This is a genomic window from Streptomyces sp. NPDC020731 (assembly GCF_044334705.1).
Classification (GTDB): Bacteria; Actinomycetota; Actinomycetes; order Streptomycetales; family Streptomycetaceae; genus Streptomyces.
The window spans coordinates 542809-569326 of the sequence record NZ_JBIRTN010000001.1; the positions used below are offsets into that span (position 1 = coordinate 542809).

24 protein-coding genes are annotated in these 26518 nt (G+C 71.6%); 15 read left to right on the forward strand and 9 right to left on the reverse strand.

Translation table 11 applies throughout. The annotated features are described in order from the left end of the window. Positions 1-210: 210 nt before the first annotated feature. Entirely contained in the window at positions 211-1983 is a 1773-nt protein-coding gene (gene ctaD, locus ACH4VX_RS02480) for a cytochrome c oxidase subunit I (protein WP_398365300.1), read from the forward strand. Positions 1984-2011: 28 nt separating this feature from the next. Continuing rightward, entirely contained in the window at positions 2012-2362 is a 351-nt protein-coding gene (locus tag ACH4VX_RS02485) for a hypothetical protein (RefSeq protein ID WP_398365405.1), read from the forward strand. Positions 2363-2383: 21 nt separating this feature from the next. Here the strand turns inward: ACH4VX_RS02485 and ACH4VX_RS02490 are convergent, their stop codons facing one another. After that, positions 2384-3193, reverse strand: coding sequence for an adenosylcobinamide-GDP ribazoletransferase (locus ACH4VX_RS02490; protein ID WP_398365302.1), 810 nt, complete (start codon positions 3191-3193; stop codon positions 2384-2386). 60 nt (positions 3194-3253) lie between these two features. On the opposite strand from ACH4VX_RS02490, the gene ACH4VX_RS02495 reads away from it, so the two are divergent. Beyond that, positions 3254-3994: a hypothetical protein gene (locus tag ACH4VX_RS02495; RefSeq protein ID WP_398365304.1), complete on the forward strand. Its 741-nt coding sequence runs from the start codon at positions 3254-3256 to the stop codon at positions 3992-3994. A 139-nt stretch (positions 3995-4133) separates the two neighbouring features. On the opposite strand, the gene ACH4VX_RS02500 is transcribed toward ACH4VX_RS02495, so the two are convergent. Beyond that, entirely contained in the window at positions 4134-4382 is a 249-nt protein-coding gene (locus ACH4VX_RS02500; protein ID WP_398365305.1) for a hypothetical protein, read from the reverse strand. A gap of 84 nt (positions 4383-4466) precedes the next feature. Between ACH4VX_RS02500 and ACH4VX_RS02505 the strand changes: the two genes are divergently transcribed. Further along, positions 4467-5666: a bifunctional adenosylcobinamide kinase/adenosylcobinamide-phosphate guanylyltransferase gene (locus ACH4VX_RS02505; RefSeq protein WP_398365307.1), complete on the forward strand. Its 1200-nt coding sequence runs from the start codon at positions 4467-4469 to the stop codon at positions 5664-5666. Between the two features lie 5 nt (positions 5667-5671). On the opposite strand, the gene ACH4VX_RS02510 is transcribed toward ACH4VX_RS02505, so the two are convergent. Then, complete coding sequence (locus tag ACH4VX_RS02510) at positions 5672-6727, reverse strand: class I SAM-dependent methyltransferase (protein ID WP_398365309.1); 1056 nt, start codon at positions 6725-6727, stop codon at positions 5672-5674. Positions 6728-6946: 219 nt separating this feature from the next. Between ACH4VX_RS02510 and cobT the strand changes: the two genes are divergently transcribed. Further along, the gene (gene cobT, locus ACH4VX_RS02515) at positions 6947-8005 is read left to right on the forward strand and encodes a nicotinate-nucleotide--dimethylbenzimidazole phosphoribosyltransferase (RefSeq protein WP_398365311.1); all 1059 of its coding nucleotides are present in this window, start codon (positions 6947-6949) and stop codon (positions 8003-8005) included. A gap of 204 nt (positions 8006-8209) precedes the next feature. Here cobT and ACH4VX_RS02520 read toward each other — a convergent pair whose 3' ends face one another. Together ACH4VX_RS02520 and ACH4VX_RS02525 are read right to left on the reverse strand one after the other, a co-directional pair. Then, positions 8210-8878: a class I SAM-dependent methyltransferase gene (locus ACH4VX_RS02520; protein ID WP_398365313.1), complete on the reverse strand. Its 669-nt coding sequence runs from the start codon at positions 8876-8878 to the stop codon at positions 8210-8212. Between the two features lie 83 nt (positions 8879-8961). Next, positions 8962-9639, reverse strand: a complete 678-nt coding sequence (locus ACH4VX_RS02525; protein WP_398365315.1) for a DUF3043 domain-containing protein — start codon at positions 9637-9639, stop codon at positions 8962-8964. Between the two features lie 229 nt (positions 9640-9868). Between ACH4VX_RS02525 and ACH4VX_RS02530 the strand changes: the two genes are divergently transcribed. The 5 genes from ACH4VX_RS02530 (at position 9869) to ACH4VX_RS02550 (ending at position 16266) form a co-directional block, all read left to right on the forward strand. Further along, positions 9869-10654, forward strand: a complete 786-nt coding sequence (locus ACH4VX_RS02530; RefSeq protein ID WP_398365317.1) for a PspA/IM30 family protein — start codon at positions 9869-9871, stop codon at positions 10652-10654. A gap of 20 nt (positions 10655-10674) precedes the next feature. Next, positions 10675-10956 carry a hypothetical protein gene (locus ACH4VX_RS02535; RefSeq protein ID WP_398365319.1) on the forward strand — a complete coding sequence of 94 codons (282 nt, stop codon included), beginning with the start codon at positions 10675-10677 and terminating at the stop codon, positions 10954-10956. Positions 10957-11056: 100 nt separating this feature from the next. Then, positions 11057-12283, forward strand: coding sequence for a sensor histidine kinase (locus ACH4VX_RS02540; protein ID WP_398365321.1), 1227 nt, complete (start codon positions 11057-11059; stop codon positions 12281-12283). 22 nt (positions 12284-12305) lie between these two features. Beyond that, positions 12306-12989 (forward strand): response regulator, encoded by a 684-nt coding sequence (locus ACH4VX_RS02545; RefSeq protein ID WP_398365323.1) that lies wholly within the window; start codon positions 12306-12308, stop codon positions 12987-12989. Positions 12990-13149: 160 nt separating this feature from the next. Further along, the gene (locus ACH4VX_RS02550) at positions 13150-16266 is read left to right on the forward strand and encodes an efflux RND transporter permease subunit (protein ID WP_398365325.1); all 3117 of its coding nucleotides are present in this window, start codon (positions 13150-13152) and stop codon (positions 16264-16266) included. A 90-nt stretch (positions 16267-16356) separates the two neighbouring features. On the opposite strand, the gene nadA is transcribed toward ACH4VX_RS02550, so the two are convergent. Further along, a complete protein-coding gene (nadA, locus tag ACH4VX_RS02555) occupies positions 16357-17541 on the reverse strand; it encodes a quinolinate synthase NadA (protein WP_398365327.1) in 1185 nt (394 codons plus the stop codon). Positions 17542-17825: 284 nt separating this feature from the next. On the opposite strand from nadA, the gene ACH4VX_RS02560 reads away from it, so the two are divergent. Then, positions 17826-18182 (forward strand): HesB/IscA family protein, encoded by a 357-nt coding sequence (locus tag ACH4VX_RS02560; RefSeq protein ID WP_398365328.1) that lies wholly within the window; start codon positions 17826-17828, stop codon positions 18180-18182. A gap of 82 nt (positions 18183-18264) precedes the next feature. On the opposite strand, the gene ACH4VX_RS02565 is transcribed toward ACH4VX_RS02560, so the two are convergent. Together ACH4VX_RS02565 and ACH4VX_RS02570 are read right to left on the reverse strand one after the other, a co-directional pair. Further along, positions 18265-20112 carry a hypothetical protein gene (locus tag ACH4VX_RS02565; protein WP_398365330.1) on the reverse strand — a complete coding sequence of 616 codons (1848 nt, stop codon included), beginning with the start codon at positions 20110-20112 and terminating at the stop codon, positions 18265-18267. Between the two features lie 162 nt (positions 20113-20274). Further along, on the reverse strand, positions 20275-20484 hold the full coding sequence (locus tag ACH4VX_RS02570) for a hypothetical protein (protein WP_398365331.1): 210 nt from the start codon (positions 20482-20484) through the stop codon (positions 20275-20277). Positions 20485-20613: 129 nt separating this feature from the next. On the opposite strand from ACH4VX_RS02570, the gene ACH4VX_RS02575 reads away from it, so the two are divergent. Next, entirely contained in the window at positions 20614-21588 is a 975-nt protein-coding gene (locus ACH4VX_RS02575; protein WP_398365333.1) for a carbohydrate kinase family protein, read from the forward strand. Between the two features lie 60 nt (positions 21589-21648). Here the strand turns inward: ACH4VX_RS02575 and ACH4VX_RS02580 are convergent, their stop codons facing one another. Continuing rightward, on the reverse strand, positions 21649-23037 hold the full coding sequence (locus ACH4VX_RS02580; RefSeq protein ID WP_398365335.1) for a cysteine desulfurase/sulfurtransferase TusA family protein: 1389 nt from the start codon (positions 23035-23037) through the stop codon (positions 21649-21651). A 275-nt stretch (positions 23038-23312) separates the two neighbouring features. Here ACH4VX_RS02580 and coxB point away from each other — a divergent pair, with 275 nt between their 5' ends. The 3 genes from coxB to ACH4VX_RS02595 are packed head-to-tail and all read left to right on the forward strand — an operon-like array spanning position 23313 to position 26433. Beyond that, entirely contained in the window at positions 23313-24305 is a 993-nt protein-coding gene (gene coxB / locus ACH4VX_RS02585; protein WP_398365337.1) for a cytochrome c oxidase subunit II, read from the forward strand. Continuing rightward, a complete protein-coding gene (gene ctaD, locus ACH4VX_RS02590; protein ID WP_398365339.1) occupies positions 24302-26038 on the forward strand; it encodes a cytochrome c oxidase subunit I in 1737 nt (578 codons plus the stop codon). Before coxB ends, ctaD (ACH4VX_RS02590) begins: the two co-directional genes overlap by 4 nt. Then, on the forward strand, positions 26035-26433 hold the full coding sequence (locus ACH4VX_RS02595) for a cytochrome c oxidase subunit 4 (RefSeq protein WP_398365341.1): 399 nt from the start codon (positions 26035-26037) through the stop codon (positions 26431-26433). The genes ctaD (ACH4VX_RS02590) and ACH4VX_RS02595 overlap by 4 nt, the downstream gene beginning before the upstream one ends. Positions 26434-26518 lie beyond the last annotated feature (85 nt).

Below are 26518 nucleotides of genomic sequence, written 5' to 3' on the forward strand. Positions count from 1 at the left end.
TGTTCTGTTGCTGCGGCGGCTCAGGCCAGCGGCGTGGGCCACGGGGCCACAGGGGGACGGGGAGATCGTTTCAGCCCGGTGACACGACGGCGGGCGCGGCGGCCGCCATTTCGCGACCGCACGGGGCGGGAAAGTCCGGCGTCACCCGAATGCCGAGTGGAAAACGCGCCACGGCGTCCGACTTCGGGCACGGCCGGGAACCGTCCCGTCATGCTGCCTTCGGAACTCTCCCGAGCCCATAGGAGGACTTGGACAGTGGCGGACAAGAGCACAGTGGGCTCATTCGACAAGGAGACCTACGAGGACGAGCTGCCGGTACGGCGCCAGAGCCGTGGCAACGTGGTCGTCAAGTGGCTGACGACCACGGACCACAAGACGATCGGCACGCTGTACCTGATGACGTCGTTCGGGTTCTTCGTGCTGGGTGGGATCCTGGCGCTGGTGATGCGTGCCGAGCTGGCCCGGCCGGGCCTGCAGATCGTGTCGAACGAGCAGTACAACCAGTCGTTCACGATGCACGGCGCGATCATGCTGCTGATGTTCGCGACGCCGCTGTTCGCCGGTTTCGCGAACTGGATCATGCCGCTGCAGATCGGCGCGCCCGACGTGGCATTCCCGCGGCTGAACATGTTCGCCTACTGGCTGTACCTGTTCGGCTCGCTGATCGCGGTCTCCGGCTTCGGCACCCCCAACGGGGCGGCCGACTTCGGCTGGTTCGCCTACACCCCGCTGTCGACCTCGAACTATTCGTCGAACATCGGCGACGACCTGTGGATCATGGGTCTGGCGTTCTCCGGCTTCGGCACCATCCTCGGCGCGGTCAACTTCATCACCACGATCATCTGCATGCGCGCGCCCGGCATGACCATGTTCCGCATGCCGATCTTCACCTGGAACGTGCTGCTGACGGCGCTGCTGGTCCTGCTCGCCTTCCCCGTCCTGGCGGCGGCGCTGTTCGCCCTGGAGGCGGACCGCAAGTTCGGTGCGCACATCTTCGACGCGGCCAACGGCGGGCCGCTGCTGTGGCAGCACCTGTTCTGGTTCTTCGGCCATCCCGAGGTGTACATCATCGCGCTGCCGTTCTTCGGCATCATCACCGAGATCATCCCGGTCTTCTCCCGCAAGCCGATCTTCGGTTACCTGGGTCTGGTCGGCGCGACCATCGCGATCGCCGGCCTCTCGGTGACGGTGTGGGCGCACCACATGTTCGCCACCGGCGCGGTGCTGCTGCCGTTCTTCTCCTTCATGACCTTCCTGATCGCCATTCCCACCGGCGTGAAGTTCTTCAACTGGACCGGCACCATGTGGAAGGGCAGTCTGTCCTTCGAGACACCGATGCTGTGGGCGCTGGGCTTCCTGATCACCTTCCTCTTCGGTGGTCTGACCGGTGTCATCCTGGCCTCGCCGCCGCTGGACTTCCACGTCACGGACTCGTACTTCGTCGTCGCGCACTTCCACTACGTGGTGTTCGGCACCGTGGTGTTCGCGATGTTCGCCGGCTTCCACTTCTGGTGGCCGAAGTTCACCGGCAAGATGCTCGACGAACGCCTCGGCAAGATCACCTTCTGGACGCTGTTCCTCGGCTTCCACGGCACCTTCCTCATCCAGCACTGGCTGGGTGCCGAGGGCATGCCGCGCCGGTACGCGGACTACCTCGCGGCCGACGGCTTCACCGCGCTGAACACGGTCTCGACGATCGCCTCGTTCCTGCTCGGCATGTCGATGCTGCCGTTCTTCTACAACATCTGGAAGACGGCCAAGTACGGCGAGCCGGTCGGCGTCGACGACCCGTGGGGCTACGGCCGCTCGTTGGAGTGGGCGACCTCCTGCCCGCCCCCGCGGCACAACTTCCTCACCCTGCCCAAGATCCGCAGTGAGTCCCCGGCGTTCGACCTGCACCACCCGGACGTCGCCGCACTGGACGACCTCGAGAACCATCCCGGGGCCTCCGCGACCGTGGCCCCCGGTGACAAGCAGCGATGAGATCACGGCCCGGAACGTGGAGGAGCGTGTGAACCCCCGTCAGGAGGACAGCGCCCTCGGTCTGAACCGGCTCGAGGGCCACCTCCTGTGGGCCGCCGAGGTCGAGGAGGCCCGGCGGCAGGCCGACCGGTTCGCCGGGGAGCTGCCGTGGCTGACGACCGCACAGCGCGAAGAGGTGGAACGCGTGTACCGGGCCGACCGGATCGCCGCCTCCCGGGCCATGCTGGTGAGGATCTGCGACCGGGCGGCCGAGCTGCGCACCGAGTACGAGGCCCGCTACCGGCGGCTGAGGGCGCGCTGTGTCGCCCTGTCGGTCGTGGCGGTGGCGCTGGCGAGCGGCGTGGGAACGGCGATCGCCGCGATCCTCGTCCGGGAGTGACCACCCGGTTCTGAGGTGACCTCAGCCCAGTGAGGACACGACGAGCGCGGTCGTCGCCGCCGTCTCCGCGAGCCCGCCGAACACATCGCCCGTGACCCCGCCGAAACGGCGGACACAGTGCCGCAGCAGCAGTTCGGCCACGGCGACGGCCAGCACCACCGCGAGCACGGCACGCAGGACGTCGTACGCCCCCAGGAACGCGGCCCCGGCCGCCGCGAGTCCGGTGACCGCGAGCGCTGCGCCCACCGCGCCGGCCACCGGCACCACCCCCGCGACCGCCGCGCCCAGCCCCTCCGGCCGGGCGGGCGGCACGCCGGTGCGGGCGGCCAGGGTGAGCGCCAGCCGCGCCACGACCGCCGACACGACGGCGGCGGACGCACCCCGCGCCCCGTCCTGGCCGTACGCCTGCGCCAGCGCGGCCACCTGGGCCAGCAGGACCAGGACGAGCGTGAGCACACCGAACGGGCCGATGTCCGACTGCTTCATGATCCGCAGCGCGTCCTCGGCGGGCTTGGCGCTGCCGAGCCCGTCCGCGGTGTCGGCGAGCCCGTCGAGGTGCAGGCCACGGGTCAGTGCGGCCGGTACGGCGACGGTGGCGACGGCGGCGAGCAGCGCGCCCGCGCCGAAGAACAGCAGGAGGAGCCCCACGGCGGCGGACAGGGCGCCGACCGCCAGTCCGGCCGCCGGGGCGCACAGCATGCCCGCGCGCGCGGCCGGCCGGTCCCAGCGGGTGACCCGGACCGGGAGCGCGGTGAGGGTGCCGAAGGCGAAGCGGAGGCCGTCGGCGGGGGAGGCGAGGGCCTCGGAGGACTCGGGGGAGGGTGCGGGCACCGGCGCAGATTACCCGGCGGTCACCGGGGCGTCTGCGGCCGTCGTGGATAAAGTGCCCATATGGGACATTGGTTGGATCGGAACATCATCGAGCCGGGCAAGCTCCCGCTGCTCCTCGCGCTCGCCGCCTTCGTCCTCACCTTCGTGATCACCCGGACCGTCACCCGTCTGATCCGGGCAGGGAAGGGGCCCTTCGGCAATGTCACGGCGGGCGAACTGCACATCCACCACGTCGTGCCCGGTGTCGTCCTCACGGTCGTCGGCGGCTTCGGCTCGGTGGCGAGCGGCGGGGAGGGGCTGGGCCCGGCCTTCGCCGCGGTGCTCTTCGGTATCGGCGCGGGGCTGGTCCTGGACGAGTTCGCGCTCATCCTGCACCTCGACGACGTGTACTGGACCGAGGCCGGCCGCAAGAGCGTCGAGGCGGTCGTGCTCACCGCCGCGCTGGTCGGCCTGCTGCTGGCGGGGTTCGCGCCGTTCGGCGTCAACGACCTCTCCCAGGAGGAGCTCCAGAACCGCGCGGGTGCCGCCGCGAGCGTGGGTGCGAACTTCCTGTTCGCGCTGATCGCCCTGAGCAAGGGCAAGGCGCGGATCGCCGTCTTCGGTGTGATCATTCCGGCCGTCGCCGTGATCGGCTCGCTGCGGCTGGCCCGGCCGGGGTCGCTGTGGGCCCGGCGCTTCTACCGTCGCCGTCCCCGTGCCCGGGCCCGCGCGGTCCTGCGCGCCTACCACCACGACCGCCGCTGGTCGGGTCCCCGCCGGGCTGTCGAGAACTGGCTCGGCGGCACACCGGACCCGGGCTGACCCGAAGCCCTCCCGCCCCGATCCACGCGGTTCCCCGCACCCCTCAGGGGCGCGGGGAACCGCGCGAAGGGGGTCCGGGGACGGGACGGGAAGAGGCGGCGGGGGCGGGGAAGGAACCCTCTCCCCCCGCCGCCGGGGCTCACGCCTCTTCCGGTTCCTCCTCCGCTTCTGCTTCCGCTTCCGCTTCCGCGTGGAGGCTCATCGGGCCGTAGATCTCCGTGGTGTCCTCCCGCAGCCGTACCTGGTCGGCGCCACCCTCCGCGAGAGCCTTCCAGTGCTCACCGATCCAGGACTCGGCGTCCCCCTGTGTGGGGAACTCCTCCGGCGGCACCGCGGGCTCGACCTGCGTCCCGTCGGCCTTCTCGAACCGCCACGTCCATGCCGCCATGTACGCCTCCCAAGAGTGTGATCCCACTGGACCCAAAGCCTAGTCGGACGGGCAGTCACCGTGGGGACAGGTGAAAATCGGGGCGTGGAACTGACTCTGCTCGGCACCGGCGCCCCGGCGGGACTGCCCCGCCCCGACTGTCCCTGCGCCGCGTGCGCGTCCGCGCTCGGTGCGGACGCGCGGGCGGCCACCTCGCTGCTCGTGGACGGGGCGCTGCTGCTCGACCTCACGCCGGGCACCGTGTTCGCGGCCGCCCGCGCGGGCCGTTCGCTGGGCGACGTACGCCAGGTGCTGCTGTCGCACCCGCACGACGGCCCCGCGGTCGAGGTGCCGGCCGGGCTGCCGCAGCCGGGACGGGTGCCGGACGGGCGGGAGCTGACGCTGCTGACGGGGCACCGGGTGCGGGCGGTGGCACTGGACGCGCCCGGCACCGGGTACGCGGTGACCGGCCCGGACGGGCAGCGGCTGCTGTACCTGCCGCCGGGCGGGGCGCCCGCGGGCATGGAGGAGCCCGCCGAGTCGTACGCCATGGTGTTGCTGGACGTCGTGGGACGGCCGGACGCGTTGGCGAGACTGCGGGAGGTGGGGGCGGTGGGCCCGGCCACGGACGTCGTCGCCGTCCATCTGGACCATGACGTGCCGCCGGGCGCGGAGTCGCGGCGCCGGCTCGCGGCGGCCGGGGCGCGCGCCGTGCCGGACGGGACCACGCTGGAGGTGGGCGCCTACCAGGACGTGCCCGACGTACCGCGGCGGACGCTGGTGCTGGGCGGGGCGCGCTCGGGCAAGTCGGTGGAGGCCGAGCGGCGGCTGGAGTCGTTCCCGGAGGTGCTGTACGTGGCGACCGGCGGGACGCGGAGCGGGGACACCGAGTGGGTGGCGCGGGTGTCGGCGCACCAGGAGCGGCGGCCGGGGTCGTGGCGGACCGTCGAGACGTGCGATCTGGTGCCGCTGCTGAAGGACGACGGGCCGCCGCTGCTGATCGACTGCCTGTCGCTGTGGCTGACGGACGCGATGGACGCCGTGGGGGCGTGGGACGACGCGGAGTGGGCGGACGGAGGGGAACGGGCACTGCGGGACCGGATGCGGGAGCTGACGGACGCGGTGCGCGGGACGCGGCGGACGGTGGTCGCCGTGTCCAACGAGGTCGGCTCGGGCATCGTGCCGGCGACCGCGTCCGGCCGCCGGTACCGGGACGAACTCGGACGGCTGAACGCGGCGTTCGCGCGGGAGTGCGAGCAGGTGCTGCTGGTGGTGGCGGGGCAGGCGGTCGTCCTGCGGGGGTGACCGGGTCAGGGCCGGCGTTCCGGCTTGTGCGCGATGATCCGGTAGGCGTTGGCGAACGGGGTGCGGCGCACCACGGGCGCGAGGGCCAGGTCCGTCACCGCCGCCGCGACCACCAGCGGGGTGCCCGCGCGGAGCAGCACCGTGCGCAGCCGCTGCTGGAACGGGGCCGGCGGGACGGCGCGCCAGGGGGCGTCAGGGGCGGGCAGCGCGTGCGAGAGGGCGAGGGCGGTCAGTCCTGCCAGGTCGTGCGGTACGTGCGCGGCGCGGTGCCCGGCGGTGACGAGGGCACAGCCGCGCTCCTCGAGCTCCGTGCGGAGGTTGTACGGGGGCAGCAGGTGCAGCCGCCGGGGCTGGTCGTAGGGCAGCCACCAGCGGCCGAACAGGGCGGCGTACGCGCAGCGCGGGTCCAGGGTCTCGATGAGCAGATGCCCGCCGGGGCGCAGGGCGTCGAGGGCCGCGTGGAGTTCCGCGCGGGGGTCGGTGGTGTGTTCCAGGTGGTGCAGCAGGCTGACCACGTCGTAGCGGCCGGCCAGCCGGGCCAGGACCCGTGGGTCGGTCAGCGGCCCGATGTGGGCCTCCTCGACGCGGCCGAGCGCGCGGGCCTTCTCGACGCGCGCGGTGAGGTCGGTGCCGTCGAAGGCGGTGTACGGGAAGAACTCCCGCGCGGTCAGCGGGAAGCCGGCGAGTCCGGTGCCGACGTCCAGCCAGCTCTCCGGCTCGCCGAAGGGGAGCATCGCGCGGGCCGCGCCCCGGCGGCGGTGCCGGACGGAGTGCAGGGCGAGGACGCGTTCGGTGGCGGGGTCGCGGGGGGCGCCGCGCACGGCCCGCCGGTAGAAGGCGAGGCCCTCGGCGGTGAGGCGGGGGTTCTGGAAGGTGTGGCCGCAGTCCCGGCACTCGTCGACGGTGAACAGACCCGGCCGGTGCCGGCGCAGATCGCCCGTTCTCAGCCGGTTGCGCAGCCGCGCGGAACCGCACCAGGGGCAGTCCTCGCGGCGCGGCTCGTGCACCCGGGCGGAGCCGTGGGGGGCGGGGATCGCGCCGGCTGGCTCGGTTGCGGACATGGGCGGCTCCCGGCGTGAGGGCGTACGGCACCCGGTGGCGCGACGTACGGGACGGGTGGGACGGACGGACGGATGTCCGGCAATCCATGGCAAAACGTTACGGACGGGAGGACGTCACGGGGTGGACCGGCGCCGGGGCGGCGTGGTGGGAACGAGACCCCGCACGCGAGGCCGGCCGGTGCGCCGCCGTGTTCGACCGGGGCCGGTACTGTTCGGCGAATGAGCTCGCTTAATCTCGACGACTTCACCGATCTGATCGAGCGTCCGGACGGCGGGGTGCGCCGTGACGCGGAGGCGCGCCGGGAGCGCCAGATCGTGCCGCCCGGATCGCTGGGCCGCCTGGACGACCTGGGTGAGTGGCTGGCGGCGGCGCAGTCCGCGGTGCCGGTGCGGCCGATCGAGCGGCCGCGGGTCGTGCTGTTCGCCGGCGATCACGGGATCGCCGGGCTGGGTGTCTCCGCGCGGGCCGCGGGCAGCGCCGTGGAGCTGGTGCGGGACGTCCTGGAGGGCGGCCGTCCGGTGTCCGTGCTCGCCCGGCGGCAGGGGGTGCCGGTGCGCGTGGTCGACATGTCCCTGGACTGCGATCCGGAAACGCTGCCCGAGGACGTCGTGCGGTACCGGGTGCGGCGGGGCAGCGGGCGCATCGACATCGAGGACGCGCTGACCCCGGAGGAGGCGGAGGCGGCGTTTCGCGCGGGGATGGCCGTGGCCGACGAGGAGGCCGACTCCGGTACGGACCTGGTGGTGCTCGGTGATGTGAGCGTGGGCGGGACCACGGCGGCGGGCGTGCTGGTGGCCGCGCTGTGCGGGACGGACGCGTCGGTGGTGACCGGGCGCGGGGGGCGGGCGATCGACGACCTGGCGTGGATGCGCAAGTGCGCGGCGATCCGTGACGCGTTGCGGCGGGCGCGGCCGGTACTGGGTGATCAGCTGCGGTTGCTGGGGACGGTCGGCGGTGCGGATCTCACCGCGATGACGGGGTTCCTGCTGCAGGCGGCGGTGCGGAAGGTGCCGGTCGTGCTGGACGGGGTGGTGACGGCGGCGTGCGCGCTGGTGGCACAGCGGGTGGCGTTCCGGGCGCCGGACTGGTGGCTCGCGGCGCACGACAGCGGGGAGCCGGGGCAGGCGAAGGCGCTGGACCGGATGGCGCTGGATCCTGTGCTGTCGCACGGTGTCACGGTCGGGGAGGGCGCGGGCGGTCTGCTGGCGCTGCCTCTGGTCCAGGCGGCGGCGGCCCTGGCGGCGGAGCTGCCGGAAGTTCCGGCGAAGCCTGAGTGAGGCGGGCGCCCGCCCGTGGTTCTTCCCGCCCTCGCCGCCCCTTCCCGTCCCCGGGAGGGCTTCGCCCCCGGATCCCCTTTCGCGCGGTTCCCCGTGCCCCTTCAAGGGGCACGGGGAACCGCGCGGGCGACCACCCGCCCGCACGTCCGGGGTCGAAGGGGCAGCGCCCCTTGAGGACGGGACGGGAAGGGCCGCCGGAGGGTCTCAGCCCCGGACCCCGCACAGGTGCAGCAGCGCCGCCACCCCCCGGTAGGGGTCCGTGCGGCCGGCCCGGTCCTCGACCGCCAGCAGCGTGTCCAGGTCGGCCGGCGGACACGCGTCGTCCGCCACGGTGTCCGTGAAGACCCGCACCCCGTACCAGGTGTGCAGCGGCGCCCCGATCCCCGCGAGCGTCGACGTCAGCCTCTTCAGCCCGTACGCCGTCGTGCAGAAGCCCGCCAGCGCCCCGGCCCAGTCGCCGGACAGACCGGACCGCATCGCCGGCGCGTCCCCGTTGCGCACCAGCAGGGACAGCAGGCCCCCGGGGGCGAGCATCCGCGCCATCCCCGCCAGCAGCGCGTCCGGCTCCTCGACGTCCATGAGCACGCCGTGACACAGCACGACGTCGAAGCTGCCCGGCAGGAAATGCACACCGGTGTCCCCGGCGTGGCCCTCGATGACCCGCATCCGCTCCCGGATGCCCTCCGGTTCCCCGGCGAACGTCTCCCGCGCGGCGGCGATCATCGTCGCGTCCTGCTCGACGCCGGTCACCTGGTGACCGGCCCGGGCCAGCCGCAGCGTCTGCGTCCCTCGGCCCATGCCCACGTCGAGCACCCGCAGGCGCCGCCCGACCGGGAATCGCCCGACCACCTGCTCCTCCAGCTGGCGGGCCACCAGCTCCTCCCGGACGGCATCGCGCAGACCGCCGAGCCCGATCGGCAGGCCCGGGGCCGCGCCATCCGTGAACGGCGTGGTGCTCAGGGCCGCTCTCCGCGCTTGACCTGGGGCTTGGGCAGCCGCAGTCGGCGCATCTGGAGCGAGCGCATCAGCGCGTAGGCCACCGCGCCGCGCCGGTTGTCGTCGGGGAAGCGCTCCGCCAGCCGCTTCTTCAGCCGGAACCCGGTCACGACCGAGTCGAGCACGATCATCACGATCACCACGAGCCACAGCAGCAACGCGACGTTCTGCAGCTGCGCCACCTGGACCATGCTCAGCACCAGGATGATCACGGCCATCGGCAGGAAGTACTCGGCGATGTTGAACCGCGAGTCCACGAAGTCGCGCGCGAACCGGCGCACCGGCCCCTTGTCGCGGGCGGGCAGGTAGCGCTCGTCGCCGCTGGCCAGCGCCTGGCGCTGACGCTCCATCGCGGCACGGCGCTCCTCGCGCTGCCGCTTGGCGGCGTCCTTGCGCGACATCGACGTATTGGCGACGCTGCGGCGCTGCGACTGGGCCGCGCTCCGCTTGGGTGTGGGGCGGCCCTTCGGGGCCTCCGGGTGACGGGTCTGCTTGGAGTCGGTCACCGTCGCCTTGTCGGCGACCGATGCCTTCTCTTCCTTGGCGCGGCTACGGAACACAAAACCCAAGGGTACGGGGTGCCCGGGGTTGGACCCCAGCCCCCTGGGGAACGATCCGGCAACACCGGACGTCTCCAAAAGGACAGAGGGGGACGTTGTGCGGATCTCAGGGTGGTTCGGCCGGCCGGCCCCGGGGACCACCTACTCCCTACGCCGGATCGGGAGGGTGCCCAGTCGTCCTTGGGGATGAGCGCATCCGTCCCCGAACAGTGCGGTAATGGATGTGGGGCCCGTACTGTGGGTTCTGTCGCAGGTGCTGGAGCTGGAGTCGGTCAGAAGGGGGCGCGCGAAGCCCATGAGCGGTGTCATGAAGCGTATGGGGATGATCTTCCGCGCGAAGGCGAACAAGGCCCTGGACAGGGCCGAGGACCCGCGCGAGACCCTCGATTACTCGTACCAGAAGCAGCTGGAGCTGCTTCAGAAGGTCCGCCGCGGCGTCGCCGACGTGGCCACCTCGCGCAAGCGTCTGGAACTCCAGCTCAACCAGCTGCAGTCCCAGTCGGGCAAGTTGGAGGACCAGGGCCGCAAGGCGCTCGCGCTCGGCCGCGAGGACCTGGCCCGCGAGGCGCTCTCCCGTCGTGCCGCGCTCCAGCAGCAGGTGACGGACCTGGAGACGCAGCACGCCACGCTCCAGGGCGAGGAGGAGAAGCTCACCCTCGCGGCCCAGCGCCTCCAGGCCAAGGTGGACGCCTTCCGCACCAAGAAGGAGACCATCAAGGCCACCTACACCGCCGCCCAGGCGCAGACCCGGATCGGCGAGGCATTCTCCGGCATCTCCGAGGAGATGGGCGACGTCGGGATGGCGATCCAGCGGGCCGAGGACAAGACCGCCCAGCTCCAGGCGCGGGCCGGCGCGATCGACGAACTGCTCGCCTCCGGCGCCCTGGACGACCAGTCCGGCATGCACAAGGACGACATCCAGGCCGAGCTGGACCGGCTCTCCGGTGGTACGGATGTAGAGCTGGAACTGCAGCGCATGAAGGCCGAGCTGGCCGGCGGCGGCAGCGGTGACCGTCAGGCCATCGAGGGCGGCGACGGGTCGCAGCAGCCCCGGCAGCAGCCGCAGGACACCCCGCGCTTCGACAAGCAGTAGCCCACGCCGAGGAGGGCGACATGATCGTACGGATCATGGGGGAGGGGCAGGTGACGCTGGCCGGGAGCCGGCTCGCCGAGCTGGACGAGCTGGACGAGGAACTGCTCGCCGAGATGGAGAACGGAGACGGGCCGGGCTTCCGCGCGACCTTGAAGGCGCTGCTGGCCAAGGTCCGCGAACTCGGCGAGCCCCTGCCGGACGACTCCCTGGAGCCCTCCGACCTGATCCTCCCGTCCCCCGACGCGACGCTCGAGGAGGTCCAGGACCTCCTGGGCGACGACGGCCTGATCCCGGGCACCTGAGCTCCCGGCCCGTCCGGCGACCGAGGACAAGGCCCGTTCAGGACCGAAGGGGGTCCGGGGCACGGTCCCCGGAAGGAAACCCCGGCTACCGTAAACGGTCGTGAGCACCCTGACGCGCGCCCGGTGCCGAGCGCGGGCACACCCCTTCGCGCTGGACGCGGCCCTCGCGGCAGGCGTCCTCATATGCATGGTGGCCGGCTCCTTCGTCGAACCCCACGGCCCCGAGGGCGTCAAGTGGGGCCTGCGCACCCCCGACCCGCTCAGCCTCGTCCTCATGACCCTCGGCGCCGCGGCGCTGGTCTTCCGCCGCCGCGCCCCCCGTACGGTGCTCGCCCTCGCCTCGGGCGTCTCCGTCGCGGAGTCCGTCACCGGCGACCCCCGCGCCCCCGTCGCCATGTGCGCCGTGATCGCGCTCTACACCGTCGCCTCCACCACCGACCGCCACACCACCTGGCGCGTCGGCCTGCTCACCATGACCGTCCTCACCGGCGCCGCGATGGCCGTCGGCCCCCTGCCCTGGTACGCCCAGGAGAACCTGGCGATCTTCGCCTGGACCGGCATCGGCGCCACCGCCGGGGACGCCGTCCGCAGCCGTCGCGCCTTCGTCCGGGCCATCCGGGAACGCGCCGAACGGGCCGAGCGCACCCGTGAGGAGGAGGCCCGCCGCCGCGTCGCCGAGGAACGCCTGCGCATCGCCCGTGACCTGCACGACGTGGTCGCCCACCACATCGCCCTGGTCAACGTCCAGGCCGGAGTCGCCGCCCACGTCATGGACAAGCGGCCCGACCAGGCCAAGGAGGCCCTCGCCCATGTCCGCGAGGCCAGCCGCTCCGCGCTCGGCGAGCTGCGGGCCACCGTCGGCCTGCTGCGCCAGTCCGGCGACCCGGAGGCCCCCACCGAACCCGCGCCCGGCCTCGACCGCCTCGACGAACTCACCGGCACCTTCCGCAGCGCCGGACTGCGCGTCGAGGTCGCCCGCACCGACGAGGGCACCGAGCTCCCCGCCGCCGTCGGCCTGGCCGCGTACCGGATCATCCAGGAGGCCCTGACCAACGTGCAGAAGCACGCCGGCACCGACGCGCGGGCCGAGGTCAGCGTCGTACGCGTCGGACCCCACATCGAGATCACCGTCCTCGACGACGGCACCGGCGAGGGCCGGGACCACACCCCCGGCGGCGGGCACGGACTGCTCGGCATGCGCGAACGCGTCACCGCGCTGCGCGGCACCCTCACCACCGGCCCCCGCTACGGCGGCGGTTTCCGCGTCCATGCGATCCTGCCCGTCAAGACCCGTACGTCCGCCGCTCAGGACAGCGGCGGCCCGTGACCATCGCCCCGCTGGAGCCCGTATGACGATCCGCGTCCTGCTCGCCGACGACCAGGCACTGCTGCGCAGCGCCTTCCGGGTGCTCGTCGACTCCGAGCCGGACATGGAGGTGGTGGGCGAGGCGTCCGACGGCGCGGAGGCGGTCCGGCTGGCCCGGGAGCAGCGTGCCGACGTCGTCCTCATGGACATCCGGATGCCCGGCACCGACGGACTCGCCGCCACCCGCATGATCAGCGCGGACCCGGGGCTCGCGGGGGTCCGGGTGGTGATACTGACGACCTTCGAGGTCGACGACTACGTGGTGCAGTCGCTGCGGGCCGGGGCCTCCGGCTTCCTCGGCAAGGGCTCCGAGCCCGACGAGATGCTGAACGCCATCCGGATCGCCGCCGGGGGGGAGGCCCTGCTGTCCCCGGTGGCCACCAAGGGTCTGATCGCCCGCTTCCTCGCCCAGGAGGGCCCGTCCGAGGCCGACCACGACCCGTCCCGCGCCGAGCGGCTGGACTCGCTCACCGTGCGCGAGCGCGAGGTGCTGGTCCAGGTGGCCGGCGGCCACTCCAACGACGAGATCGCCGAACGCCTGGAGGTCAGCCCTCTCACGGTGAAGACCCATGTCAACCGGGCCATGGCCAAGCTGGGCGCCCGCGACCGGGCCCAGCTGGTGGTCACCGCCTACGAGTCGGGGCTGGTCCGTCCGAGGGTGGAGTGAGCTCCGCGGGGCGTACTGCGACGGGAGTACGCGCCGTACGAGGGATGGGACCTCGGGCCTACGGATCGGCCCCCGCCGATGGCTCAGGGTGTAGAGCGGGCGCTCACGTGCGCGCCCGCTTGCCGGACTTCTGCCGCTCCACGGAAAAGAGACCCTGACCATGTCCTGGCTGTCCAGATTCAGCCTCGCGCAACGGGCGCTGATCGGACTGATGTCGATCATCGCGCTCGTCTTCGGGGCGATCGCGATACCCCAGCTCAAGCAGCAGCTGCTGCCGACCATCGAACTGCCCATGGTGTCCGTGATCGCGCCGTACCAGGGCGCGTCCCCCGACGTGGTGGAGAAGCAGGTCGTCGAACCCATCGAGGACAGCCTGGAGGCCGTCGACGCCATCTCCGGCGTCACCTCGACGGCGAGCGAGGGCAACGCCGTGATCATGGCGTCCTTCGACTACGGCAACAACACCCAGCAGCTCGTCGCCGACGTCCAGCAGGCCGTCAACCGGGCCGGCGCCCGCCTCCCGGACGACGTCGACCCGCAGGTCGTCGCCGGTTCCACGGACGACATCCCGACCGTGGTGCTCGCCGTCACCTCCGGCAAGGACCAGCAGGCGCTCGCCGACCAGCTCGACCGGACCGTGGTGCCCGCGCTGGAGGACATCGACGGCGTCGGCCAGGTCACCGTGGACGGCGTACGCGACCTCCAGGTCACCGTGACCCCCGACTCCGCGAAGCTGACGAAGGCCGGTCTCACCGCCCAGTCGCTCTCCGGGGCCCTCCAGGCCGGCGGGGCGACCGTCCCGGCCGGCTCCTTCGACGAGGACGGCGCCAACCGCACCGTCCAGGTCGGCAGCGGTTTCACCTCGCTGCGGCAGATCGAGGACCTGATGGTCACCGGCGGGACCGGCGAGGGGAAGCCGGTCCGCCTCGGGGACGTCGCCACGGTGAAGGAGGAGGAGGCCAGGGCCGACTCGCTCACCCGCACCAACGGCAGGCCCAGCCTCGCCGTGATGGCGACCATGGACCACGACGGCAGCGCGGTCGCCATCTCGGAGGCCGTCGAGGAGAAGCTCCCGGAGCTGCGCGAGGACCTCGGTGACGGCGCCACCCTCACCGTCGTCAGCGACCAGGGCCCGGCGGTCTCCAAGGCCATCGACGGCCTGACCACCGAGGGCGCGCTCGGCCTGCTCTTCGCCGTCCTGGTGATCCTGGTCTTCCTGGCGTCGGTCCGCTCGACCCTCGTCACGGCGGTCTCCATCCCGCTGTCGGTGGTCCTCGCCCTGATCGTGCTGTGGACCCGCGACCTGTCGCTGAACATGCTGACGCTGGGCGCGCTGACCATCGCCATCGGCCGGGTCGTGGACGACTCGATCGTGGTCCTGGAGAACATCAAGCGGCACCTCGGCTACGGCGAGGAGCGCCAGTCGGCGATCATGAACGCGGTGCGCGAGGTGGCGGGCGCGGTGACGTCCTCGACGCTCACCACGGTCGCCGTGTTCCTGCCGATCGGTCTGGTCGGCGGCATGGTGGGCGAGCTGTTCGGCTCCTTCAGCCTCACCGTCACGGCGGCGCTGCTGGCGTCCCTGCTGGTGTCGCTGACGGTCGTGCCCGTCCTGTCGTACTGGTTCCTGCGGCCCCCGAAGGGCACCCCGGAGGACACCGAGGAGGCGCGCCGGATCGCCGAGGAGAAGGAGGCGAAGAGCCGCCTCCAGCGCCTCTACGTCCCCGTGCTGCGCTTCGCCACCCGGCGCCGGCTGACCAGCGTGGCCATCGCGGTCGTCGTCCTGGTCGCCACCTTCGCCATGGCGCCGCTGCTGAAGACCAACTTCTTCGACCAGGGCGAGCAGCAGGTCCTCACCGTCCGGCAGGAGCTGGAGCCCGGCACCAGCCTGGCCGCGACCGACGCCCAGGCGGCGAAGGTCGAGAAGCTCCTCGGCGACACCGAGGGCGTCAAGGACCACCAGGTGACCATCGGCTCGTCCGGCTTCATGGCGGCCTTCGGCGGCGGTACGGACACCAACCAGGCGACGTACCAGGTGATGCTGGAGGACGACGCGTCCTCCGAGGACGTGCGGGACAGCATCGAGAAGGGCCTCGGAAAGCTCGACGGCATCGGCACCACCACCATCGCGGCCGGTGACGGCTTCGGCAGCCAGGACCTGAGCGTGGTCGTCAAGGCGGCCGACGCGCAGGCGCTGCGCAAGGCGGCGGACCAGGTCCGCGACGCGGTGGCCTCCCTGGACGACGTCACGGACGTCACCAGCGACCTGGCGCAGAGCGTGCCACGCATCTCGGTGAAGGCCGACGACAAGGCCGCAGGCGCCGGTTTCGACGAGCAGACCCTCGGTGCGGCCGTCGCCCAGGCGGTCAAGGGCACCCCGGCCGCCAAGGCGGTCCTCGACGACACCGAGCGCGACGTCGTCATCCGCCCGGCGAAGCCGGCCACCACCGTGGACCAGCTGGAGAACCTGCGCCTGGGCGCGGTGAAGCTGAGTGACATCGCCACGGTGGAGCTGGTGGACGGTCCCGTCTCCATGACCCGGATCGACGGTCAGCGCGCGGCCACCATCACCGCGAAGCCGACCGGCGACAACACGGGCGCGGTGAGCGCGGACCTCCAGAAGAAGATCGACGAGCTGACGCTCCCGGCGGGCGCGACGGCGGAGATCGGCGGCGTGTCCCAGGACCAGGACGACGCGTTCGTCAACCTGGGCCTGGCGATGCTGGCCGCGATCGCGATCGTCTTCCTGCTGCTGGTCGGCACCTTCCGGTCGCTCGCCCAGCCGCTGATCCTGCTGGTGTCCATCCCGTTCGCGGCGACCGGCGCCATCGGACTGCTGCTGGTCACCGGCACCCCGATGGGTGTCCCGGCGATGATCGGCATGCTGATGCTGATCGGCATCGTGGTCACCAACGCCATCGTGCTGATCGACCTGATCAACCAGTACCGCAAGCAGGGCTACGGCGTCGTCGAGGCCGTGCTGGAGGGCGGCCGCCACCGTCTGCGGCCGATCCTGATGACGGCGCTGGCGACCGTCTTCGCCCTGCTCCCGATGGCGCTGGGCGTCACCGGCGAGGGCGGCTTCATCGCCCAGCCGCTGGCCGTGGTGGTGATCGGCGGTCTGATCACGTCGACCCTGCTCACCCTCCTCCTGGTCCCGACGCTCTACGCGATGCTGGAGCTCCGCAAGGAGCGGCGCGCGAAGAAGCGGGCGGCGAAGAAGGAAGCGGCGGCGCAGGCGGACGCCTCGAAGGAGGCGGCTCCGGCGCAGGTCTGACGCACGGGGACGACAAAGGCCCCCGCCCGGCACCGCGAAGGTGATCGGGCGGGGGCCTCCGTCGTGCCACGTCCCGCACAGGGGGCCCGTTTACGGAAGCGCGAGCATCCGCTCCAGCGCCAGCTTCGCGAACGCCTCCGTCTCCTTGTCCACCTCGATGCGGTTGACCAGGTTGCCCTCGGCGAGGGATTCGAGCGCCCACACCAGGTGGGGGAGGTCGATGCGGTTCATGGTGGAGCAGAAGCAGACCGTCTTGTCGAGGAAGACGATCTCCTTGCCCTCGGACGCGAAACGGTTCGCCAGCCGGCGCACCAGGTTCAGCTCCGTGCCGATGGCCCACTTGGAGCCGGCCGGGGCCGCCTCCAGCGTCTTGATGATGTACTCGGTCGAGCCGACGTAGTCCGCGGCGGCCACGACCTCGTGCCTGCACTCGGGGTGGACCAGGACGTTCACACCGGGGATGCGCTCACGCACGTCGTCGACCGAGTCCAGGCTGAACCGGCCGTGCACCGAGCAGTGCCCGCGCCACAGGATCATCTTCGCGGCGCGCAGCTCGTCCGCCGTCAGCCCGCCGTTCGGCTTGTGCGGGTTGTAGAGGACGCAGTCCTCCAGGGACATCCCCATGTCCCGCACCGCCGTGTTGCGGCCCAGGTGCTGGTCGGGGAGGAAGAGGACCTTCTCGCCCTGCTCGAAGGCCCAGTCCAGGGCCCGCTCGGCGTTGGAGGACGTGCAGATCGTGCCGCCGTGCTTGCCCGTGAAGGCCTTGATGTCGGCGGAGGAGTTCATGTACGAGACGGGGACGACCTGCTCGGCTATTCCGGCCTCGGTCAGCACGTCCCAGCACTCGGCGACCTGCTCGGCGGTGGCCATGTCGGCCATGGAGCAGCCGGCCGCGAGGTCGGGCAGGACCACCTTCTGGTCGTCGCCGGTGAGGATGTCCGCGGACTCGGCCATGAAGTGCACACCGCAGAAGACGATGTACTCGGCCTGCGGGCGCGCGGCGGCGTCGCGGGCCAGCTTGAAGGAGTCGCCCGTGACGTCGGCGAACTGGATGACCTCGTCGCGCTGGTAGTGGTGGCCGAGCACGAAGACCTTGTCCCCGAGCTTCTCCTTGGCGGCGCGGGCGCGCTCCACCAGGTCCGGGTCGGACGGCGAGGGGAGGTCACCGGGACACTCCACACCGCGCTCGCTCCTCGGGTCGGCCTCACGGCCGAGCAACAGCAGGGCGAGGGGCGACGGCTGTACGTCGAGTTCCTGGGTCTGGGCGGTGGTCACGACACGCACCCTTTCTGTTCTGGCGACTTCTCGTCGAAATGACGCTATCTATCATAACCGGTTCACGTCACTTTGACGACGGCCATAGCGTCCATGTGACGTGAATCCCGGCGGGCGCCGGTCCGTTCCCGGAAGGTCCCACAAGAGCCGGTTTCCGCTCCGCACGGCGTGTGCGAGCATGAGGAGGGAGCCGAGGGAACAAGCGCCCGGCCCGGAATGAATCCGCGGTCTTGCCGGTTGTAACGGTCGGCAAGCAGTCTCCGTACAACCCGGGAGAGATGTAGATGTCCGTATCGGACGAGACCAGCACCGTCACCGACGGCATCCTCGTGACCGACGCCGCCGCGGCCAAGGTCAGGGCCCTGCTCGACCAGGAAGGCCGTGACGACCTCGCGCTGCGCGTCGCCGTCCAGCCCGGCGGCTGCTCCGGTCTGCGCTATCAGCTCTTCTTCGACGAGCGTTCCCTCGACGGTGACGTGGAGAAGGACTTCGACGGTGTGAAGGTCGTCACCGACCGCATGAGCGCCCCGTACCTGGGCGGCGCCACCATCGACTTCGTCGACACCATCGAGAAGCAGGGCTTCACGATCGACAACCCCAACGCCACCGGCTCCTGCGCCTGCGGCGACTCCTTCAGCTGAGCCGGGTTCCGCCCCGGGCGGCACATGACGAAGGCGGCGGCCCCCTCGGAAGGGGCCGCCGCCTTCGGGCTTCTCCCCCGGACTACCGGGTGGGCGGGGCCGGCAGCCGGGCACCGTCCTTCTGCAGCGGAACCGGCTCGCCGTCCGTGCCCACCACCTCGCGGTCACCGAGCGGCGCGTCCAGCCGCACCGTCTGCTGGTACTGCTTGGCGATCAGGATGCACACCTTGTCCGGCCAGGGCGTCTCGGTCACCCGCACCGTCACCCGGTCGCCGTTCTCGCTCGCCGCCGCCCGGTAGTCGGCGCACACGCCGCCCGTGAAGGTCACGGTCAGCTCGTCGCCCTCGGCGGTGTAGCCCGCGACCTCGACATCGCGGGGGGACGGTGCCGCGGTCGGCTCGTCACCGGGCTTCGTGGGCCGCGGGCTCGCCTCCCCCGACCCCGTCCGCGGAGCGAGGAACTCCGGGTCGACCGCCGGATACGTCACCGTGAAGGTGTCCTTCGCGCCCTGGGGCCGTACCTCGAACAGCCAGGACGGCACGAGGGCCGGCCGCCCGTCCACGGAGTGCGAGGCCAGCCCGAACACCGCGTCGCCGACCATGACGGTCTCGCCGGCCGGCTTCGTCGCCGGAGCGCACGACTCCCGCTGCCCGTCCTCCAGCGGTACGGGACCGGCGCAGCCGCCGATCTCCGCGCGCTGCCCGGACCCCGGCGCCGCGTTCATCAGCTTCAGCGCGTCACCGGCGCTCACCACGGGATAGGTGTCCCCCTTCACGGGCTCCGCGAGCCGGCCGTTGCCGCCGACCACCTCGCCCTTGGCGCCGACGACCACACCGGTCGTCCAGCCGTATGTCGGCAGCCCACCGACCTCGGGGTCGGCGTTCACCACGCGCCTGCCGCCCATGACCTGGCCCGCGTCGAGCTTCGCGTCGTCCTGACCCACCGCCTTCAGCACGGGCGCGGCGGCCTTCCTCGCGACGGACTCGCTCACGAGCGGACCGCCCGTGGACGGACCCGTGGACGGAGCCGAGCACGTCGCGCCCTTGCAGTTGTCGGTGCCCGGGTTGTTCCGGCTGAACGTCCAGGTGCCGGGGGCCTCCCGGTCCACCCGCAGCGTGGGCCCGGAACCGTCCTTGCCGCCGATCCGCCAGGACCCGCCCTCCGCGACCGGCTCGCCCTCCAGCCCCAGCGCCTTCGCCAGCGTGACCACCCGGTCCTCGGTGACCTGCCCCCGGACGCGGTACACCGGCGCCGAGCCGGGACCGTCCGGGAGCGAGCCGTCGGCGCGGTAGACGGCGCCGTAGGGGTTGGGCTCGCCGGGGGCGATCCCGTTCGTGGTGTCCTCGGAGTGACCGTCCAGGGCGAGCGGCGGGGGAGAGGCGTCACCGTTCGCCCCCGGCGTCGTACCGCCACCGGAACCACCGAAGGCGCCGGCGGCGAGCCAGGCCCCGCCGCCCCCGACCAGCAGCACGGCGGCGGCGACGGAGGCGATCAGCACGGGCGAACGCCGCCGCCCCGCCGACTCGTCGGCGTGTCCCTCCCGGGAGGGCGGGCCGCCGACACGGTGCTCCCCGACGACGGTCCCGCCCGCGCCGGACCCCGGTTCGTCCTCCGGGGCCCCGCCCGGCGCCTCCCCGGCCTCGTGGCCGGTCCCGCTCCCCCCGGCGCGGGCACCGGCGGGAGCGGCGTCCGCCTTCCCGGCGTCCGCCCCGGGCTTCGAGGCCCCGGTTCCGGTGGTGGTCTTCCCGGGACCGGCACCGGGTGCACCGGCGGCCGGCCGTGCCGTACCCGGCTCGGGGGCGGCGGGCTCCCGTTCCTGCTGCTCCGGGGCACCCGTCTCCCCGTCGTGGCCCGAAGCGCCCCCGGTGCCGCGCGTGCCGCCGGCATCGGGGCGCGCCTCGTCGTCGTTGTCGGGTCGCTCGGTGTTCACCGCATCGCTCCTTCGGCTGCGCAGCTGTCCCGGAAGGACCCTTCCCGGTCGCACCGGGACTGCTCGTGGGTCGTATCCCGCATCCCCTTTACGGGGGACAGCGATGGGACGCAGCGGGGGAGCGCGCGGTTCCCCTGGAGCGCCGGACCGGCCGGCGCCGGCTCAGTCGCCGTACTCCGACATCGCGTCCAGCAGCCGCGCCGACCCGGGCGGCACGGTCACGCCGTGGATCGAGGACGGGGAGACCGGCCGGGCGGCCACCCGGTCGGGGACCGTCCAGTGGGGGACCATCCGGGCGCAGTCGCCGCGCAGCGACGCCAGGCCGCCTTCGAGGTCTGCCGGGGCGGGGGCGTGGACCCTGAGGTTCGTCATGTCGGCACCGTATGCACGTCGAAGCTCACGAAGAAAGATCTACTATCGGGTAGTTTTGGCTGCTTCTGCGGACTCTTCCCAACCGGTAGCGTGAAGTGTCAACCCGCCTCCCTCAGGAGAGTCCACGCCGTGCGCATCGCAGTCACCGGCTCCATCGCCACCGACCACCTCATGACCTTCCCCGGGCGCTTCGCCGACCAGTTCGTCGCGGACCAGCTGCACACGGTCTCGCTGTCCTTCCTGGTCGACAACCTCGACGTGCGCAGGGGCGGCGTGGGCGCGAACATCGCCTTCGGGATGGGCCAGCTCGGCACCCGCCCGATCCTCGTCGGAGCCGCCGGCTTCGACTTCGACGAGTACCGGGCCTGGCTGGACCGGCACGGCGTCGACACCGAGTCCGTCCGTATCTCCGACACCCTGCACACCGCCCGCTTCGTGTGCACCACGGACGCCGACCACAACCAGATCGGCTCCTTCTACACGGGCGCGATGAGCGAGGCCCGGCTGATCGAGCTGAAGACCGTCGCCGACCGCGTGGGCGGCCTCGACCTGGTGCTCATCGGCGCCGACGACCCGGAGGGCATGCTCCGGCACACCGAGGAGTGCCGCTCCCGGGGCATCCCGTTCGCCGCCGACTTCTCCCAGCAGATCGCCCGGATGAACGGCGAGGAGATCCGGATACTGCTGGACGGGGCGACCTACCTCTTCTCCAACGAGTACGAGAAGGGGCTCATCGAGACGAAGACCGGCTGGAGCGACGCGGAAATCCTCGGCCGGGTCGGTCACCGTGTCACCACCCTCGGTGCGCGAGGTGTCCGCATCGAGCGGGCCGGCGGGGAGACGATCGAGGTCGGGTGCGCGGACGAGGAGCGCAAGGCCGATCCGACGGGCGTCGGCGATGCCTTCCGCGCGGGGTTCCTGTCGGGGCTGGCGTGGGGGGTTCCGCTGGAGCGGGCGGCGCAGGTCGGCTGCATGCTGGCGACCCTGGTCATCGAGACGGTCGGCACGCAGGAGTACCAGTTGCGGCGGGGGCACTTCATGGAGCGCTTCACCAAGGCGTACGGGGACGAGGCCGCGGAGGAGGTCCGGGGGCATCTGAGCTGAGGCCCCCGTGGGGCTGGTCGCGCGTACGCGCGACCAGCCCCACGCACCTGAAGAGGGCATTCAGCCGACCCGGCGGACCACGTAAGCCGTTCCTCGGTCCGCCGGTTCCTCGCCCACGTACTCCTGGCCGCGCATCTCGCACCACGCCGGGATGTCCAGGCGGGCCGCCTCGTCGTCGGCGAGGACGCGGACCGTGCCGCCCACCGGGACGTCCCCGATCACCTTGGCCAGTTCGATGACCGGGATCGGGCACCGTCGGCCCAGGGCGTCCACCACCAGGGCCTCGTCCTTCTCCTCCGTCGGGACGGGGCCGGCGGACACCGGCGCGCCGAGCTTCTCCCGCACCCCCGACACCACCTCCGGCAGGACGGACAGGAAGCGCTCGACGTCCTCCTCCCGTGTCCCCGACGGCAGCGAGAGGCGGATGTTGCCCCCGCTGAGCACACCCATCGCTTTCAGTACATGGCTCGGCGTCAGCGTGCTGCTCGTGCAGGACGACCCGGACGACACGGAGAAGCCGGCCCGGTCCAGCTCGTGCAGCAGGGTCTCCCCGTCGACATAGAGACAGGAGAAGGTGACGATCCCGGGCAGCCGCCGCTCCGGGTCCCCGACCACCTCCACGTCGGGCACCAGCCGCGGCACCCGCGCCCGGATCCGCTCCGTCAGTTCCCGCAGCCGTACCGCCTCCTCGGCGGCCTCCGCCCGCACCGCCCGCAGCGAAGCCGCCGCCGCCACGATCGCCGGCAGGTTCTCGAACCCGGCAGCCCGCCCCGACTCCCGTTCGTCCCGCGGCTCCTGGGGCGCGAACCGCACCCCTTTCCGTACGACGAGCAGCCCGGCCCCCGACGGGCCGCCCCACTTGTGGGCGCTCGCCGAGAGCAGCGACCAGTCGCCCTCCACCGGCCCCCACCCCAGCGACTGGGCCGCGTCCACCAGCAGCGGCACCCCCGCCGCCCGGCACACCTCGGCGACCTCGGCCACCGGCTGCACGGTTCCCACCTCGTGGTTGGCCGACTGCAGACAGGCCAGCGCGGTGTCCGGCCGCAGCGCGTCCGCGTACGCCCGCACGCTCACCGCACCCGCACGGTCCACCGCGACCTCGGTGACCGACCCTCCGCCGGCCTGGTGAACTTCCGCCGCATGGAGTACAGAAGAGTGTTCGACCGCTGACGCGATCAGGTGACGCCCGGCGCGCCGCCGCCCGGCCAGCGCCCCCGCGATCCCCGAGTGCACCGCCCGGGTACCCGACGAGGTGAACACCAACTCGTCCGCCCTGCACCCCACCGCCTCCGCGGCCGCCTCCCGGGCCGCGTCCAGCAACAGACGTGCCCGCCTTCCCTCCCGGTACAACCGCGCGGGATCCGCCCACCCCTCATCGAGGGAGGCCATCAGGGCCTGCCGGGCAACGGGATGAAGAGGAGCACCAGAAGCGGCATCAAAGTAGGACACGCCCCCACGCTAAGCGCCCTGAAGGGGCGCGGGGAACTGCGCGACCGGCCACGACGGAGCGGCAGCCGCGAAACGACCCGCGTCCCCGGTCGATGAGGCGCCTGGTGTAACCCGCGGCGCGTATGGCACCCCTCCTCGCGAAGCCCCGAAACGCGTCGGCTAGGGTTTGGTCCGCATAAACATCCAAACCCCTGCCCGACGCAGGGCGGCGACCGACCAGCGAGAAGGCAGGCCGCAGCCAATCCGCGCGGGCGAGACTCTCGGGAAGGCGCTACGTGAGTCCCAACGGCTCCGACCTCCCCCACTGCCTGAAGGGCGTGGGCGGTACCCCCAAGCCGCGGCGCCCCAAGCGGCGGAAGCTGCTGCAGGCACTGACCGCGGGCCTGGTCCTGGCGACCGCCACCGGTTGCACATGGGAGGACTTCCCCCGCCTCGGTATGCCCACCCCCACCACGGAAGAGGCTCCGCGGATCCTCTCCCTGTGGCAGGGGTCCTGGGCTGCCGCGCTCGCCGTCGGCGTGCTGGTGTGGGGCCTGATCCTGTGGAGTGCTTTCTTCCACCGGCGCAGCCGCACCAAGGTCGAAGTACCTCCGCAGACCCGGTACAACATGCCCATCGAGGCGCTGTACACCGTGGTCCCCCTCATCATCGTCTCGGTGTTCTTCTACTTCACCGCCCGTGACGAGTCCGAGCTGATGAAGCTCGAGAAGAACCCCGACGTCACGGTCAACGTAGTCGGTTTCCAGTGGAGCTGGTGCTTCAACTACGTCGAGAACGTCGACGGTTCCACGGGCGACGCCAAGACGTCCAAGGAACTCGAGTCGGTTCCGGAACGCTACAAGAGCGCCTTCCCGGCCGATGCCGGCGGTGTCTACGACTGCGGTGTCCCCGGTACGCGGAACCCGCAGACCAACAACCCGGGCCCCACCCTGTGGCTGCCCGAGGGCAAGCGGGTCCGCTTCGTGCTGACCTCGCGTGATGTCATCCACTCCTTCTGGGTGGTGCCGTTCCTGATGAAGCAGGACGTCATCCCGGGCCATCCCAACGCCTTCGAGGTGACCCCCAACCGCGAGGGCACCTTCCTGGGCAAGTGCGCCGAGCTGTGCGGCGTCGACCACTCCCGGATGCTGTTCAACGTGAAGGTCGTCTCCCCCGAGCGTTACGAGCAGCACCTGAAGGACCTTGTGAAGAAGGGGCAGACCGGTTACGTGCCCGCTGGCATCTCCCAGACGGAGCACGAGAAGAACCGGGAGGCGAACATCCTGTGAGCATCCTCAACGAACCCCAGGGTGCCGCGACAGCTGAGGACTCGTACGAGAACGAGCTGCCGGTACGGCGCAAGAGTCCCGGCAATGTCGTGGTGAAGTGGCTGACGACCACGGACCACAAGACGATCGGCACGCTGTATCTGGTGACGTCGTTCGTGTTCTTCTGCATCGGTGGCGTGATGGCGCTGGTGATGCGTGCCGAGCTGGCACGGCCGGGCCTGCAGATCGTCTCGAACGAGCAGTTCAACCAGGCGTTCACGATGCACGGCACGATCATGCTGCTGATGTTCGCGACGCCGCTGTTCGCCGGTTTCGCGAACTGGATCATGCCGCTGCAGATCGGCGCGCCGGACGTGGCGTTCCCGCGGCTGAACATGTTCGCCTACTGGCTGTACCTGTTCGGCTCGCTGATCGCGGTCGCCGGTTTCCTCACCCCGGACGGGGCGGCCGACTTCGGCTGGTTCGCCTACTCCCCGCTCTCGGACGCGGTCCGCTCGCCGGGCATCGGCGCCGACATGTGGATCATGGGTCTGGCGTTCTCCGGCTTCGGCACCATCCTGGGCTCGGTCAACTTCATCACCACGATCATCTGCATGCGCGCGCCCGGCATGACGATGTTCCGCATGCCGATCTTCACCTGGAACGTGCTGCTGACCGGTGTGCTGGTCCTGCTCGCCTTCCCCGTGCTGGCGGCGGCGCTGTTCGCGCTGGAGGCGGACCGCAAGTTCGGTGCGCACGTGTTCGACTCGGCCAACGGCGGGGCGCTGCTGTGGCAGCACCTGTTCTGGTTCTTCGGCCATCCCGAGGTGTACATCATCGCGCTGCCGTTCTTCGGCATCGTCAGTGAGATCATCCCGGTCTTCTCCCGCAAGCCGATGTTCGGCTACATGGGCCTGATCGGCGCGACGATCGCCATCGCGGGTCTGTCGGTGACGGTGTGGGCCCACCACATGTACGTGACCGGCGGGGTGCTGCTGCCGTTCTTCTCGTTCATGACGTTCCTGATCGCGGTGCCGACCGGGGTGAAGTTCTTCAACTGGCTGGGCACCATGTGGAAGGGCAGTCTGTCCTTCGAGACGCCGATGCTGTGGACGCTGGGCTTCCTGATCACCTTCACCTTCGGTGGTCTGACCGGTGTCATCCTGGCCTCGCCGCCGCTGGACTTCCACGTCTCGGACAGCTACTTCGTGGTGGCGCACTTCCACTACGTGGTGTTCGGCACCGTGGTGTTCGCGATGTTCGCCGGCTTCCACTTCTGGTGGCCGAAGTTCACCGGCAAGATGCTCGACGAGCGCCTCGGCAAGATCACCTTCTGGACGCTGTTCCTCGGCTTCCACGGCACCTTCCTCGTCCAGCACTGGCTGGGTGTCGAGGGCATGCCGCGCCGGTACGCGGACTACCTCGCGGCCGACGGCTTCACCGCGCTGAACACGGTCTCGACGATCGCCTCGTTCCTGCTGGGCCTGTCGGTCCTGCCGTTCTTCTACAACATCTGGAAGACGGCCAGGTACGGCAAGCCGGTCGGCGTCGACGACCCGTGGGGCTACGGCCGCTCGCTGGAGTGGGCGACCTCCTGCCCGCCCCCGCGGCACAACTTCCTCACCCTGCCCAAGATCCGCAGTGAATCCCCGGCGTTCGACCTGCACCACCCGGAGATCGCCGCGCTCGACGAGCTCGAGAACGCCGGTCACGGTGAGAAGGCCCTCTCCGGCGGCAAGGAGGCCGGCAAGTGAAGATCCAGGGCAAGATGTTCATGTGGCTGGGCATCTTCTTCCTCGCCATCGCGGCCGTCTACGGCGTGTGGGCGGAGGAGCCGGTCGGTACCACGGCCCTCTTCCTGGCCTTCGGCCTGAGCATCATGATCGGCTTCTACCTGGGCTTCACGGCCCGGCGGGTCGACGTGGGCGCGCAGGACAACAAGGAGGCGGACGTCGCCGACGACGCCGGCGAGGTCGGGTTCTTCAGCCCGCACAGCTGGCAGCCGCTCGCCCTGGCCGTGGGCGGTGCCCTGGCCTTCATGGGCGTCGCGATCGGCTGGTGGCTGATGTACTTCTCGGCGCCGCTGCTCCTGATCGGCCTCTGGGGCTGGGTCTTCGAGTACTACCGCGGTGAGAACCGCACCCAGTAATCGAACGCGTCGGCTCTTCGGGGCCCGGACACTCCACCAGGAGCGTCCGGGCCCCTCGCCTTTGCCTCACCCGTTCGGGCCGTCC